Genomic DNA, 15,641 nt, shown 5'->3' with positions numbered 1-15,641 from the left:
ATACACTTACATGCTGTATGCCTCATTTTCGTCTTCTATATTAATTCGTTTTAGCAGTCGTTTTTACGACAAATTCGCCATCTTCTACATCAAGAACGATATGGTGTCCTTTATGAATGTTACCTCTGAGCAGCTCTTCAGATAAACGATCCTCCACATGTTTTTGAATGGCTCTTCTGAGCGGGCGGGCACCATATTCAAGGTCCACGCCCTCTTCTGCGACTTTTGCTTTCGCAGCTTCCGTCAATTCAATAGAAAGATCCTGTTCTTTAAGACGTTTCGTTAATTGATCAGACATCAATGACACGATTTCAGCCAGATGTTTTTTCTCGAGTGAATGGAAGACGATAATTTCATCAATACGGTTGATGAATTCCGGTCTGAACGCACGTTTCAGCTCACCCATCACTTTATCCTTCATGTCTTTATGATTTTGCGTCTCATCCTGAACGTTGAAGCCGACATATTTGTTGCGTTTCAGCTCACTTGCTCCGACGTTTGACGTCATGATCAGAATCGTGTTGCGGAAATCAACTGTACGGCCTTTAGAATCAGTCAATCGTCCGTCCTCAAGTACTTGAAGGAGGATATTGAAGACGTCAGGGTGCGCTTTCTCAATCTCATCAAGAAGCACAACAGAGTATGGTTTTCTTCTTACCTTCTCTGTTAATTGGCCGCCCTCATCGTATCCCACATACCCTGGAGGTGAACCTACAAGTCTAGAAGTCGAGTGTTTTTCCATGTATTCAGACATATCAATTCTGATCATGGCTTCTTCATCACCGAAGATAGACTCAGCAAGTGCCCGTGCAAGCTCCGTTTTACCTACACCTGTAGGGCCTAAGAAAATGAATGAGCCGATTGGGCGTTTAGGGTCTTTTAGCCCTGCTCTTGCACGTCTGACCGCTTTAGCAACGGCTACAACAGCTTCATCTTGGCCGATGACACGGGAATGAAGAATGCTCTCCATATTAAGAAGCTTATCAGTTTCAGTTTGAGCGATTTTTGATACAGGCACCCCAGTCCAGCTGGATACAACCATCGCAATATCATCCACAGAAACCTCTGAGTTTTCCTGTCCCTGCTTCTCTTTCCATGATTTTTTCGTATCTTCCACTTGTTCACGCAAACGCTGTTCCGTATCACGCAAGGAAGCCGCTTTTTCAAATTCTTGGCTTTGCACCGCAGCATCCTTCTCTTTACGAACTTCATCAAGTTTCTGTTCAAGCTCTTTTAAATTAGGAGGCGTTGTAAAGGAACGCAATCTGACCTTTGAACCCGCTTCATCGATCAAGTCAATAGCTTTATCCGGAAGGAAACGGTCAGAGATATATCTGTCAGAAAGCTTAACCGCAGCCTCAATGGCTTCGTCAGTGATAGAAACGCGGTGGTGGGCTTCATATCGGTCACGCAAGCCTTTTAGGATTTGAATGCTTTCGTCTACAGACGGCTGATCAACCTGGATTGGCTGAAAACGGCGTTCCAGAGCTGCATCTTTTTCAATATATTTACGGTACTCATCAAGAGTTGTCGCACCAATGCACTGAAGTTCTCCGCGAGCAAGTGAAGGTTTCAAAATGTTGGATGCATCAATGGCACCTTCTGCTCCGCCCGCTCCGATTAGTGTATGGAGCTCATCAATGAATAGAATGATATTTCCTGCCTGACGGATTTCATCCATCACTTTTTTCAAGCGGTCCTCAAATTCACCGCGATATTTTGTACCGGCAACCACTGTTCCCATGTCTAATGTCATAACGCGTTTATCCCGTAAAATTTCGGGAACTTCATTATTGATAATTTGCTGTGCAAGACCTTCTGCGATAGCCGTTTTCCCTACGCCCGGTTCCCCAATCAGAACAGGATTGTTTTTCGTTCTGCGGCTCAGCACTTCAATGACACGCTGAATTTCTTTGCTTCTGCCGATAACCGGATCAAGGCTGTCTTCCTTCGCAATCGCTGTTAAATCTCTTGCCAGGCTATCTAGTGTAGGCGTATTCGCATTGCTGTTTGTTCCAGCCGCTGATGAACCTGTTTCATTACTTCCAAGAAGCTGAAGCACTTGCTGTCTTGCTTTATTTAAGCTGACTCCGAGATTGTTAAGCACTCTCGCAGCCACACCTTCACCTTCGCGAATAAGTCCAAGAAGAATATGCTCTGTTCCCACATAAGAATGGCCGAGTTTTCTGGCCTCATCCATTGATAGCTCAATGACTTTTTTAGCTCTCGGAGTATAATGAATCGTTTGAGACATTTCCTGTCCGCGCCCAATTAAGCTCTCAACTTCTTTTTGGATTTTATCTGAACCAAGTCCAAGCGCTTGAAGTGCTTTAGCAGCGATACCCTCTCCTTCTCGCACCAGTCCTAATAAAATATGCTCAGTGCCGATATTATTATGACCTAAACGAAGTGCTTCTTCCTGTGCAAGCGCCAGTACCTTTTGAGCTCGTTCTGTAAATCTTCCAAACATCATATCGATTCATCCTCCTGTCTATTCCCATTCATTTCTAAGTGAAGCCGTTCTCTGATAAGAGCCGCTCTTCGTATATCTCTTTCGTTCGGACGCAAAGCGCCTCCCGAGTACTGCTGTAAAAATCCCGGCTGTGTTAAAATCATCAGTTCATTAAGTATATTGCTTGAAAGTCCTTTTATAATGCCTAGGTCTATACCCAACCGAACATCTGAAAGACACTTTGCAGTTTCTTTCGATTCTATCATTCGGCAATTGGACAAGACTCCATAGGATCGATACACACGATCCTCAAGCTCAATCTTAGAGGTTTGGTAAAGCGCTTCTCGGGCAGATCGTTCCTGTTCAATCAGTTGGGCAGCTACGCTGTTAAGGTCATCGACAATATCCTGCTCCGACTTTCCAAGCGTGATTTGATTTGAAATTTGAAAGATATTTCCTACTGCTTCGCTGCCTTCCCCATAAATTCCTCTAACAACTAAGCCTAATTGATTAATAGCCGGTATAATTCGATTTATTTGCCTAGTTAAAACCAGTGCCGGAAGATGCATCATGACTGAAGCCCTTAAGCCCGTACCTACATTTGTAGGACAGCTGGTTAAGTAACCTCTTTGCTCACTAAATGCATAATCAACCTTTTCCTCAATCCAGTCATCAACTTGGTTTGCGGCTTTCATTGCTTGCGGAAGCTGAAATCCTGGGAAAAGACACTGAATTCTTATGTGGTCCTCCTCATTCAACATGACGCTTACTTCCTCATTTTCAGAAAGCAAACAGCCGCCAAAAGGAGACTCTGTCAAATTAGGGCTGATGAGATGCTTTTCAACAAGCACCCGTTTTTCTAAAGGCTGTGCGTCGTTCATTCTGATCAAAAGGAATTTGCCGACACCGGGAATTTCTTGTTCTGAAAACTGTTCTTCAAACTGTTGTAAGATGGATGAGGCTTCTTCATTGGAATATCGCGTAGGGAACCGAATATTTTCAAAGTTCCTAGCTAAACGTATGCGGCTGCTGAGTACAATGTCACTTTCAGGGCCTTTCTGCTTCATCCAACTGCTTAATGCGTCCTGAATAAAATGCTTTAGCGACATTACCCCTGTTCCTCCTCACTATCTGTACTTTTGAGTGACTGTTCTAATGAACGAATTTGATCTCTCACATGGGCTGCATTTTCAAATTCTTCTTGTTGTATTAAAGCTTCTAATTCTTTTTTCAGCATATCGATCTGTCGTCTGACATGCAGGTTGCCGCCTATACGTTTCGGTATTTTCCCGCCATGCACAGTGTTTCCGCTGTGAACTTTGCGTAAGATCGGTGTAATGTTGCTATGAAATGTTTTATAACATTCGGCACAGCCAAATCGGCCGGTTTTTCTAAATTGCTGAAATGTCATTCCGCACTTCGGACAAGCAGATATTTGCTCGGAATGGCTGAACATTTGAGTTCCAGCATTCTGAAATGAAGAATCCATGTTCAGTAAACCTGATAGTAAATTATGAATAGAGAAACCATGACTTGCACTTATACCATATGAATCGCTATGTTCTTTTGCACATTGTTCGCAGATGTGAACCTCTTTTTTCTCTCCGTTAACAACCTTTGTAAAGTGAAAAGTGGCTGGTCTCTCATTGCACTCTTGACAAATCAATCTTTTCACCCGCTTATTTTAATTTTAAAGCGGTCAGCATAGCTTTCATCATTCTCGCTCTTAATTCATCACGTTCAGGCAAATCAATGTACAGTACTGAGCGATCCATCACGCTGACCATCATTTTTGCTTCTCTTTCAGAGATCACCTTGGCTTCTAATAGCCTTAAAATAATGTCATCAGAGGCTGCTTGAGACAAATGGGTATTAATTTGAGAAATAATATTATTGATTAGGACAACTTCATTATTCATTTTAATTTTAATGATTCTGATGTAACCGCCGCCCCCGCGTTTGCTCTCAACAATATATCCCCTCTCGCTTGTAAATCTGGTGTTGATGACATAATTTATTTGGGAAGGAACACATTGAAATTTATCTGCAATTTCACTACGTTTAATTTCTAAAATTTCCTTGCCATTTTGATCTAACACTTGTTTCAAGTACTGTTCAATGATGTCAGAAATATTATGTCCCACTCAACCCCCTCCTTTATTGACTTTGACTATATTTGACTTTAATCTTACTATAAGGTGTTTTTCGAGAATTTTCAACTTTCTCGCTCTATCTTAAGTATTTCCATTTTCTAAATCCATAAAACCTGATTATTCACTTAAAATTTCTCTGTGAAGTTATTATATTATATAACTAAATGAACTTTTATGATACCAATAAGCAGAACGCAAAAAAGGGCAGCTCATATGAGCTGCCCTTTTGTTAATTGCTTGGCGGCGTCCTACTCTCACAGGGGGAAACCCCCGACTACCATCGGCGCTGAAGAGCTTAACTTCCGTGTTCGGCATGGGAACGGGTGTGACCTCTTCGCTATCGCCACCAAACAATTGAGAGTGTTCTCTCAAAACTAGATAACAGGTGTGACATCATTAGAAATTAGGTTAAGTCCTCGATCGATTAGTATCTGTCAGCTCCATGTGTCGCCACACTTCCACCTCAGACCTATCAACCTGATCATCTTTCAGGGATCTTACTTCCTTGCGGAATGGGAAATCTCATCTTGAGGGGGGCTTCATGCTTAGATGCTTTCAGCACTTATCCCGTCCGCACATAGCTACCCAGCGATGCCCTTGGCAGAACAACTGGTACACCAGCGGTGCGTCCATCCCGGTCCTCTCGTACTAAGGACAGCTCCTCTCAAATTTCCTGCGCCCGCGACGGATAGGGACCGAACTGTCTCACGACGTTCTGAACCCAGCTCGCGTACCGCTTTAATGGGCGAACAGCCCAACCCTTGGGACCGACTACAGCCCCAGGATGCGATGAGCCGACATCGAGGTGCCAAACCTCCCCGTCGATGTGGACTCTTGGGGGAGATAAGCCTGTTATCCCCGGGGTAGCTTTTATCCGTTGAGCGATGGCCCTTCCATGCGGAACCACCGGATCACTAAGCCCGACTTTCGTCCCTGCTCGACTTGTAGGTCTCGCAGTCAAGCTCCCTTGTGCCTTTACACTCTGCGAATGATTTCCAACCATTCTGAGGGAACCTTTGGGCGCCTCCGTTACCTTTTAGGAGGCGACCGCCCCAGTCAAACTGCCCACCTGACACTGTCTCCCCGCCCGATAAGGGCGGCGGGTTAGAAGGTCAATACAGCCAGGGTAGTATCCCACCGATGCCTCCACCGAAGCTGGCGCTCCGGTTTCCAAGGCTCCTACCTATCCTGTACAAGCTGTACCAACATTCAATATCAGGCTGCAGTAAAGCTCCACGGGGTCTTTCCGTCCTGTCGCGGGTAACCTGCATCTTCACAGGTACTATAATTTCACCGAGTCTCTCGTTGAGACAGTGCCCAGATCGTTGCGCCTTTCGTGCGGGTCGGAACTTACCCGACAAGGAATTTCGCTACCTTAGGACCGTTATAGTTACGGCCGCCGTTTACTGGGGCTTCAATTCGCACCTTCGCTTACGCTAAGCGCTCCTCTTAACCTTCCAGCACCGGGCAGGCGTCAGCCCCTATACTTCGCCTTACGGCTTCGCAGAGACCTGTGTTTTTGCTAAACAGTCGCCTGGGCCTATTCACTGCGGCTCTCTCGGGCTTGCACCCTAACAGAGCACCCCTTCTCCCGAAGTTACGGGGTCATTTTGCCGAGTTCCTTAACGAGAGTTCTCTCGATCACCTTAGGATTCTCTCCTCGCCTACCTGTGTCGGTTTGCGGTACGGGCACCTCTCACCTCGCTAGAGGCTTTTCTTGGCAGTGTGGAATCAGGAACTTCGCTACTATATTTCGCTCGCCATCACAGCTCAGCCTTATGGGAAACGGATTTGCCTATTTCCCAGCCTAACTGCTTGGACGCGGATATCCAATACCGCGCTTACCCTATCCTCCTGCGTCCCCCCATTGCTCAAATGGTGAGGAGGTGGTACAGGAATATCAACCTGTTGTCCATCGCCTACGCCTTTCGGCCTCGGCTTAGGTCCCGACTAACCCTGAGCGGACGAGCCTTCCTCAGGAAACCTTAGGCATTCGGTGGAGGGGATTCTCACCCCTCTTTCGCTACTCATACCGGCATTCTCACTTCTAAGCGCTCCACCAGTCCTTCCGGTCTGGCTTCACAGCCCTTAGAACGCTCTCCTACCACTGTTCGAAGAACAGTCCGCAGCTTCGGTGATACGTTTAGCCCCGGTACATTTTCGGCGCAGAGTCACTCGACCAGTGAGCTATTACGCACTCTTTAAATGGTGGCTGCTTCTAAGCCAACATCCTGGTTGTCTAAGCAACTCCACATCCTTTTCCACTTAACGTATACTTTGGGACCTTAGCTGGCGGTCTGGGCTGTTTCCCTTTCGACTACGGATCTTATCACTCGCAGTCTGACTCCCAAGGATAAGTCATTGGCATTCGGAGTTTGACTGAATTCGGTAACCCGGTAGGGGCCCCTAGTCCAATCAGTGCTCTACCTCCAAGACTCTTACCTTGAGGCTAGCCCTAAAGCTATTTCGGAGAGAACCAGCTATCTCCAGGTTCGATTGGCATTTCACCCCTACCCACACCTCATCCCCGCACTTTTCAACGTGCGTGGGTTCGGGCCTCCATTCAGTGTTACCTGAACTTCACCCTGGACATGGGTAGATCACCTGGTTTCGGGTCTACGACCACGTACTCATGCGCCCTATTCAGACTCGCTTTCGCTGCGGCTCCGCATCTTCTGCTTAACCTTGCACGGGATCGTAACTCGCCGGTTCATTCTACAAAAGGCACGCCATCACCCGTTAACGGGCTCTGACTACTTGTAGGCACACGGTTTCAGGATCTCTTTCACTCCCCTTCCGGGGTGCTTTTCACCTTTCCCTCACGGTACTGGTTCACTATCGGTCACTAGGGAGTATTTAGCCTTGGGAGATGGTCCTCCCGGATTCCGACGGAATTTCACGTGTTCCGCCGTACTCAGGATCCACTCTGGAGAGAACAAAGTTTTGACTACAGGGCTGTTACCTCCTATGGCGGGCCTTTCCAGACCTCTTCATCTACCTCGTTCCTTTGTAACTCCGTATAGAGTGTCCTACAACCCCAAGAGGCAAGCCTCTTGGTTTGGGCTAATCCCGTTTCGCTCGCCGCTACTCAGGGAATCGCATTTGCTTTCTCTTCCTCCGGGTACTTAGATGTTTCAGTTCCCCGGGTCTGCCTTCTCATATCCTATGAATTCAGATATGGATACCACTCCATTACGAGTGGTGGGTTTCCCCATTCGGAAATCTCCGGATCAAAGCTTGCTTACAGCTCCCCGAAGCATATCGGTGTTCGTCCCGTCCTTCATCGGCTCCTAGTGCCAAGGCATCCACCGTGCGCCCTTTCTAACTTAACCGTTAAAAAGAATCACTATGTGATATCTTGTGTTACTAATTGAATGTGATGTCTACTGTTATCTAGTTTTCAAAGAACACGTTTCGAAGGAATGATCCTTCAAAACTAAACAAGACAGGGAACGTTCTGTTTATAAGACCCAAGGTCTTATATTCCGTAAATATCCTTAGAAAGGAGGTGATCCAGCCGCACCTTCCGATACGGCTACCTTGTTACGACTTCACCCCAATCATCTGTCCCACCTTCGGCGGCTGGCTCCATAAAGGTTACCTCACCGACTTCGGGTGTTACAAACTCTCGTGGTGTGACGGGCGGTGTGTACAAGGCCCGGGAACGTATTCACCGCGGCATGCTGATCCGCGATTACTAGCGATTCCAGCTTCACGCAGTCGAGTTGCAGACTGCGATCCGAACTGAGAACAGATTTGTGGGATTGGCTTAACCTCGCGGTTTCGCTGCCCTTTGTTCTGTCCATTGTAGCACGTGTGTAGCCCAGGTCATAAGGGGCATGATGATTTGACGTCATCCCCACCTTCCTCCGGTTTGTCACCGGCAGTCACCTTAGAGTGCCCAACTGAATGCTGGCAACTAAGATCAAGGGTTGCGCTCGTTGCGGGACTTAACCCAACATCTCACGACACGAGCTGACGACAACCATGCACCACCTGTCACTCTGCCCCCGAAGGGGACGTCCTATCTCTAGGATTGTCAGAGGATGTCAAGACCTGGTAAGGTTCTTCGCGTTGCTTCGAATTAAACCACATGCTCCACCGCTTGTGCGGGCCCCCGTCAATTCCTTTGAGTTTCAGTCTTGCGACCGTACTCCCCAGGCGGAGTGCTTAATGCGTTAGCTGCAGCACTAAGGGGCGGAAACCCCCTAACACTTAGCACTCATCGTTTACGGCGTGGACTACCAGGGTATCTAATCCTGTTCGCTCCCCACGCTTTCGCTCCTCAGCGTCAGTTACAGACCAGAGAGTCGCCTTCGCCACTGGTGTTCCTCCACATCTCTACGCATTTCACCGCTACACGTGGAATTCCACTCTCCTCTTCTGCACTCAAGTTCCCCAGTTTCCAATGACCCTCCCCGGTTGAGCCGGGGGCTTTCACATCAGACTTAAGGAACCGCCTGCGAGCCCTTTACGCCCAATAATTCCGGACAACGCTTGCCACCTACGTATTACCGCGGCTGCTGGCACGTAGTTAGCCGTGGCTTTCTGGTTAGGTACCGTCAAGGTACCGCCCTATTCGAACGGTACTTGTTCTTCCCTAACAACAGAGCTTTACGATCCGAAAACCTTCATCACTCACGCGGCGTTGCTCCGTCAGACTTTCGTCCATTGCGGAAGATTCCCTACTGCTGCCTCCCGTAGGAGTCTGGGCCGTGTCTCAGTCCCAGTGTGGCCGATCACCCTCTCAGGTCGGCTACGCATCGTTGCCTTGGTGAGCCATTACCTCACCAACTAGCTAATGCGCCGCGGGTCCATCTGTAAGTGGTAGCCGAAGCCACCTTTTATGTTTGAACCATGCGGTTCAAACAAGCATCCGGTATTAGCCCCGGTTTCCCGGAGTTATCCCAGTCTTACAGGCAGGTTACCCACGTGTTACTCACCCGTCCGCCGCTAACATCAGGGAGCAAGCTCCCATCTGTCCGCTCGACTTGCATGTATTAGGCACGCCGCCAGCGTTCGTCCTGAGCCAGGATCAAACTCTCCGATAAAGTAGTTTGACTGACTACGCACATCACTGTGCGATTTTATAATAAAACTTGAATTAACAGGTACGTTTTGTCTTGTTTAGTTTTCAAAGATCATTTTGTTATCGCTTTGTTAAAGCAACTTTATTAGTATACAATGTCGCTTTTTCAAAGTCAACAACATTTTTTAAATCTTTTTTTGGTGGAGCCTAGCGGGATCGAACCGCTGACCTCCTGCGTGCAAAGCAGGCGCTCTCCCAGCTGAGCTAAGGCCCCGTAAAAATGGTCGGGAAGACAGGATTCGAACCTGCGACCCCATGGTCCCAAACCATGTGCTCTACCAAGCTGAGCTACTTCCCGATTTCCCATATTGATAAAATATATGGCGCGCCCGAGAGGAGTCGAACCCCTAACCTTTTGATCCGTAGTCAAACGCTCTATCCAATTGAGCTACGGGCGCAAATTATAATGCCGAGGGCCGGACTTGAACCGGCACGGTAGTCACCTACCGCAGGATTTTAAGTCCTGTGTGTCTGCCAATTCCACCACCCCGGCGTGGATGGTATAGTTGGAGCGGAAGACGGGATTCGAACCCGCGACCCCCACCTTGGCAAGGTGGTGTTCTACCACTGAACTACTTCCGCAGACAGGATGTCCAGTTTTTATAAATGTCATCCTATATAATGCGGGTGAAGGGACTTGAACCCCCACGTCATAAAGACACTAGATCCTAAGTCTAGCGCGTCTGCCAATTCCGCCACACCCGCTTGAAAATGGTGAGCCATGAAGGACTCGAACCTTCGACCCTCTGATTAAAAGTCAGATGCTCTACCAACTGAGCTAATGGCTCTTCTTACAAGAGACTTGAATATTATATCATATAAAAGTGGTGCCGGCAAGAGGACTTGAACCCCCAACCTACTGATTACAAGTCAGTTGCTCTACCAATTGAGCTACACCGGCAAATGGTGGAGGATGACGGGCTCGAACCGCCGACCCTCTGCTTGTAAGGCAGATGCTCTCCCAGCTGAGCTAATCCTCCATAATTGCACTAACGTGCAATTGCTTGGCGGCGTCCTACTCTCACAGGGGGAAACCCCCGACTACCATCGGCGCTGAAGAGCTTAACTTCCGTGTTCGGCATGGGAACGGGTGTGACCTCTTCGCTATCGCCACCAAACAATTGAGAGTGTTCTCTCAAAACTAGATAACAGGTGTGACATCATTAGAAATTAGGTTAAGTCCTCGATCGATTAGTATCTGTCAGCTCCATGTGTCGCCACACTTCCACCTCAGACCTATCAACCTGATCATCTTTCAGGGATCTTACTTCCTTGCGGAATGGGAAATCTCATCTTGAGGGGGGCTTCATGCTTAGATGCTTTCAGCACTTATCCCGTCCGCACATAGCTACCCAGCGATGCCCTTGGCAGAACAACTGGTACACCAGCGGTGCGTCCATCCCGGTCCTCTCGTACTAAGGACAGCTCCTCTCAAATTTCCTGCGCCCGCGACGGATAGGGACCGAACTGTCTCACGACGTTCTGAACCCAGCTCGCGTACCGCTTTAATGGGCGAACAGCCCAACCCTTGGGACCGACTACAGCCCCAGGATGCGATGAGCCGACATCGAGGTGCCAAACCTCCCCGTCGATGTGGACTCTTGGGGGAGATAAGCCTGTTATCCCCGGGGTAGCTTTTATCCGTTGAGCGATGGCCCTTCCATGCGGAACCACCGGATCACTAAGCCCGACTTTCGTCCCTGCTCGACTTGTAGGTCTCGCAGTCAAGCTCCCTTGTGCCTTTACACTCTGCGAATGATTTCCAACCATTCTGAGGGAACCTTTGGGCGCCTCCGTTACCTTTTAGGAGGCGACCGCCCCAGTCAAACTGCCCACCTGACACTGTCTCCCCGCCCGATAAGGGCGGCGGGTTAGAAGGTCAATACAGCCAGGGTAGTATCCCACCGATGCCTCCACCGAAGCTGGCGCTCCGGTTTCCAAGGCTCCTACCTATCCTGTACAAGCTGTACCAACATTCAATATCAGGCTGCAGTAAAGCTCCACGGGGTCTTTCCGTCCTGTCGCGGGTAACCTGCATCTTCACAGGTACTATAATTTCACCGAGTCTCTCGTTGAGACAGTGCCCAGATCGTTGCGCCTTTCGTGCGGGTCGGAACTTACCCGACAAGGAATTTCGCTACCTTAGGACCGTTATAGTTACGGCCGCCGTTTACTGGGGCTTCAATTCGCACCTTCGCTTACGCTAAGCGCTCCTCTTAACCTTCCAGCACCGGGCAGGCGTCAGCCCCTATACTTCGCCTTACGGCTTCGCAGAGACCTGTGTTTTTGCTAAACAGTCGCCTGGGCCTATTCACTGCGGCTCTCTCGGGCTTGCACCCTAACAGAGCACCCCTTCTCCCGAAGTTACGGGGTCATTTTGCCGAGTTCCTTAACGAGAGTTCTCTCGATCACCTTAGGATTCTCTCCTCGCCTACCTGTGTCGGTTTGCGGTACGGGCACCTCTCACCTCGCTAGAGGCTTTTCTTGGCAGTGTGGAATCAGGAACTTCGCTACTATATTTCGCTCGCCATCACAGCTCAGCCTTATGGGAAACGGATTTGCCTATTTCCCAGCCTAACTGCTTGGACGCGGATATCCAATACCGCGCTTACCCTATCCTCCTGCGTCCCCCCATTGCTCAAATGGTGAGGAGGTGGTACAGGAATATCAACCTGTTGTCCATCGCCTACGCCTTTCGGCCTCGGCTTAGGTCCCGACTAACCCTGAGCGGACGAGCCTTCCTCAGGAAACCTTAGGCATTCGGTGGAGGGGATTCTCACCCCTCTTTCGCTACTCATACCGGCATTCTCACTTCTAAGCGCTCCACCAGTCCTTCCGGTCTGGCTTCACAGCCCTTAGAACGCTCTCCTACCACTGTTCGAAGAACAGTCCGCAGCTTCGGTGATACGTTTAGCCCCGGTACATTTTCGGCGCAGAGTCACTCGACCAGTGAGCTATTACGCACTCTTTAAATGGTGGCTGCTTCTAAGCCAACATCCTGGTTGTCTAAGCAACTCCACATCCTTTTCCACTTAACGTATACTTTGGGACCTTAGCTGGCGGTCTGGGCTGTTTCCCTTTCGACTACGGATCTTATCACTCGCAGTCTGACTCCCAAGGATAAGTCATTGGCATTCGGAGTTTGACTGAATTCGGTAACCCGGTAGGGGCCCCTAGTCCAATCAGTGCTCTACCTCCAAGACTCTTACCTTGAGGCTAGCCCTAAAGCTATTTCGGAGAGAACCAGCTATCTCCAGGTTCGATTGGCATTTCACCCCTACCCACACCTCATCCCCGCACTTTTCAACGTGCGTGGGTTCGGGCCTCCATTCAGTGTTACCTGAACTTCACCCTGGACATGGGTAGATCACCTGGTTTCGGGTCTACGACCACGTACTCATGCGCCCTATTCAGACTCGCTTTCGCTGCGGCTCCGCATCTTCTGCTTAACCTTGCACGGGATCGTAACTCGCCGGTTCATTCTACAAAAGGCACGCCATCACCCGTTAACGGGCTCTGACTACTTGTAGGCACACGGTTTCAGGATCTCTTTCACTCCCCTTCCGGGGTGCTTTTCACCTTTCCCTCACGGTACTGGTTCACTATCGGTCACTAGGGAGTATTTAGCCTTGGGAGATGGTCCTCCCGGATTCCGACGGAATTTCACGTGTTCCGCCGTACTCAGGATCCACTCTGGAGAGAACAAAGTTTTGACTACAGGGCTGTTACCTCCTATGGCGGGCCTTTCCAGACCTCTTCATCTACCTCGTTCCTTTGTAACTCCGTATAGAGTGTCCTACAACCCCAAGAGGCAAGCCTCTTGGTTTGGGCTAATCCCGTTTCGCTCGCCGCTACTCAGGGAATCGCATTTGCTTTCTCTTCCTCCGGGTACTTAGATGTTTCAGTTCCCCGGGTCTGCCTTCTCATATCCTATGAATTCAGATATGGATACCACTCCATTACGAGTGGTGGGTTTCCCCATTCGGAAATCTCCGGATCAAAGCTTGCTTACAGCTCCCCGAAGCATATCGGTGTTCGTCCCGTCCTTCATCGGCTCCTAGTGCCAAGGCATCCACCGTGCGCCCTTTCTAACTTAACCGTTAAAAAGAATCACTATGTGATATCTTGTGTTACTAATTGAATGTGATGTCTACTGTTATCTAGTTTTCAAAGAACACGTTTCGAAGGAATGATCCTTCAAAACTAAACAAGACAGGGAACGTTCTGTTTATAAGACCCAAGGTCTTATATTCCGTAAATATCCTTAGAAAGGAGGTGATCCAGCCGCACCTTCCGATACGGCTACCTTGTTACGACTTCACCCCAATCATCTGTCCCACCTTCGGCGGCTGGCTCCATAAAGGTTACCTCACCGACTTCGGGTGTTACAAACTCTCGTGGTGTGACGGGCGGTGTGTACAAGGCCCGGGAACGTATTCACCGCGGCATGCTGATCCGCGATTACTAGCGATTCCAGCTTCACGCAGTCGAGTTGCAGACTGCGATCCGAACTGAGAACAGATTTGTGGGATTGGCTTAACCTCGCGGTTTCGCTGCCCTTTGTTCTGTCCATTGTAGCACGTGTGTAGCCCAGGTCATAAGGGGCATGATGATTTGACGTCATCCCCACCTTCCTCCGGTTTGTCACCGGCAGTCACCTTAGAGTGCCCAACTGAATGCTGGCAACTAAGATCAAGGGTTGCGCTCGTTGCGGGACTTAACCCAACATCTCACGACACGAGCTGACGACAACCATGCACCACCTGTCACTCTGCCCCCGAAGGGGACGTCCTATCTCTAGGATTGTCAGAGGATGTCAAGACCTGGTAAGGTTCTTCGCGTTGCTTCGAATTAAACCACATGCTCCACCGCTTGTGCGGGCCCCCGTCAATTCCTTTGAGTTTCAGTCTTGCGACCGTACTCCCCAGGCGGAGTGCTTAATGCGTTAGCTGCAGCACTAAGGGGCGGAAACCCCCTAACACTTAGCACTCATCGTTTACGGCGTGGACTACCAGGGTATCTAATCCTGTTCGCTCCCCACGCTTTCGCTCCTCAGCGTCAGTTACAGACCAGAGAGTCGCCTTCGCCACTGGTGTTCCTCCACATCTCTACGCATTTCACCGCTACACGTGGAATTCCACTCTCCTCTTCTGCACTCAAGTTCCCCAGTTTCCAATGACCCTCCCCGGTTGAGCCGGGGGCTTTCACATCAGACTTAAGGAACCGCCTGCGAGCCCTTTACGCCCAATAATTCCGGACAACGCTTGCCACCTACGTATTACCGCGGCTGCTGGCACGTAGTTAGCCGTGGCTTTCTGGTTAGGTACCGTCAAGGTACCGCCCTATTCGAACGGTACTTGTTCTTCCCTAACAACAGAGCTTTACGATCCGAAAACCTTCATCACTCACGCGGCGTTGCTCCGTCAGACTTTCGTCCATTGCGGAAGATTCCCTACTGCTGCCTCCCGTAGGAGTCTGGGCCGTGTCTCAGTCCCAGTGTGGCCGATCACCCTCTCAGGTCGGCTACGCATCGTTGCCTTGGTGAGCCATTACCTCACCAACTAGCTAATGCGCCGCGGGTCCATCTGTAAGTGGTAGCCGAAGCCACCTTTTATGTTTGAACCATGCGGTTCAAACAAGCATCCGGTATTAGCCCCGGTTTCCCGGAGTTATCCCAGTCTTACAGGCAGGTTACCCACGTGTTACTCACCCGTCCGCCGCTAACATCAGGGAGCAAGCTCCCATCTGTCCGCTCGACTTGCATGTATTAGGCACGCCGCCAGCGTTCGTCCTGAGCCAGGATCAAACTCTCCGATAAAGTAGTTTGACTGACTACGCACATCACTGTGCGATTTTATAATAAAACTTGAATTAACAGGTACGTTTTGTCTTGTTTAGTTTTCAAAGATCATTTTGTCACTTCGTTTAAGCGACTTTATTATTATAA

4 protein-coding genes, 9 tRNA genes and 6 rRNA genes are annotated in these 15,641 nt (G+C 49.3%); all 19 read right to left on the bottom strand.

Annotation, left to right across the window (positions count from 1 at the left end; translation table 11 throughout):
- Window positions 1-40: 40 nt before the first annotated feature.
- Window positions 41-2,473, bottom strand: a complete 2,433-nt coding sequence (gene clpC, locus NSS75_RS00575; RefSeq protein WP_010332750.1) for an ATP-dependent protease ATP-binding subunit ClpC — start codon at window positions 2,471-2,473, stop codon at window positions 41-43.
- Window positions 2,470-3,561 carry a protein arginine kinase gene (locus NSS75_RS00570; protein WP_059291687.1) on the bottom strand — a complete coding sequence of 364 codons (1,092 nt, stop codon included), beginning with the start codon at window positions 3,559-3,561 and terminating at the stop codon, window positions 2,470-2,472. The genes clpC and NSS75_RS00570 overlap by 4 nt, the downstream gene beginning before the upstream one ends.
- Entirely contained in the window at window positions 3,561-4,118 is a 558-nt protein-coding gene (mcsA, locus tag NSS75_RS00565; RefSeq protein WP_103672506.1) for a protein-arginine kinase activator protein McsA, read from the bottom strand. The genes NSS75_RS00570 and mcsA overlap by 1 nt, the downstream gene beginning before the upstream one ends.
- A gap of 13 nt (window positions 4,119-4,131) precedes the next feature.
- Window positions 4,132-4,596, bottom strand: coding sequence for a transcriptional regulator CtsR (ctsR, locus tag NSS75_RS00560; RefSeq protein WP_339235309.1), 465 nt, complete (start codon window positions 4,594-4,596; stop codon window positions 4,132-4,134).
- Window positions 4,597-4,840: 244 nt separating this feature from the next.
- Window positions 4,841-4,956: ribosomal RNA gene (gene rrf / locus NSS75_RS00555) — 5S ribosomal RNA — on the bottom strand.
- Between the two features lie 53 nt (window positions 4,957-5,009).
- A 23S ribosomal RNA gene (locus tag NSS75_RS00550) occupies window positions 5,010-7,937 on the bottom strand.
- Between the two features lie 169 nt (window positions 7,938-8,106).
- Window positions 8,107-9,656: ribosomal RNA gene (locus tag NSS75_RS00545) — 16S ribosomal RNA — on the bottom strand.
- Window positions 9,657-9,832: 176 nt separating this feature from the next.
- Window positions 9,833-9,908: transfer RNA gene (locus NSS75_RS00540), tRNA-Ala, on the bottom strand.
- A 7-nt stretch (window positions 9,909-9,915) separates the two neighbouring features.
- Window positions 9,916-9,992: transfer RNA gene (locus NSS75_RS00535), tRNA-Pro, on the bottom strand.
- Between the two features lie 23 nt (window positions 9,993-10,015).
- Window positions 10,016-10,092, bottom strand: a tRNA-Arg gene (locus NSS75_RS00530).
- 9 nt (window positions 10,093-10,101) lie between these two features.
- A tRNA-Leu gene (locus tag NSS75_RS00525) sits at window positions 10,102-10,187 on the bottom strand.
- Between the two features lie 14 nt (window positions 10,188-10,201).
- A tRNA-Gly gene (locus NSS75_RS00520) sits at window positions 10,202-10,276 on the bottom strand.
- A gap of 40 nt (window positions 10,277-10,316) precedes the next feature.
- Window positions 10,317-10,399: transfer RNA gene (locus NSS75_RS00515), tRNA-Leu, on the bottom strand.
- A 7-nt stretch (window positions 10,400-10,406) separates the two neighbouring features.
- Window positions 10,407-10,482, bottom strand: a tRNA-Lys gene (locus NSS75_RS00510).
- A 37-nt stretch (window positions 10,483-10,519) separates the two neighbouring features.
- Window positions 10,520-10,595, bottom strand: a tRNA-Thr gene (locus tag NSS75_RS00505).
- Between the two features lie 3 nt (window positions 10,596-10,598).
- Window positions 10,599-10,674, bottom strand: a tRNA-Val gene (locus NSS75_RS00500).
- Window positions 10,675-10,696: 22 nt separating this feature from the next.
- Window positions 10,697-10,812, bottom strand: a 5S ribosomal RNA gene (gene rrf / locus NSS75_RS00495).
- A 53-nt stretch (window positions 10,813-10,865) separates the two neighbouring features.
- Window positions 10,866-13,793 (bottom strand): 23S ribosomal RNA (locus NSS75_RS00490).
- A 169-nt stretch (window positions 13,794-13,962) separates the two neighbouring features.
- A 16S ribosomal RNA gene (locus NSS75_RS00485) occupies window positions 13,963-15,512 on the bottom strand.
- The 16S, 23S and 5S rRNA genes sit together here with 9 tRNA genes alongside, the layout of an rRNA operon.
- Window positions 15,513-15,641 lie beyond the last annotated feature (129 nt).

The sequence above is a fragment of the Bacillus sp. FSL K6-1012 genome (genome assembly GCF_037964915.1).
GTDB classification, from domain to species: domain Bacteria; phylum Bacillota; class Bacilli; order Bacillales; family Bacillaceae; genus Bacillus; species Bacillus halotolerans.
Note: the sequence above shows the minus strand (reverse complement) of the source record. Positions and strands in the feature narration are given on the sequence as shown.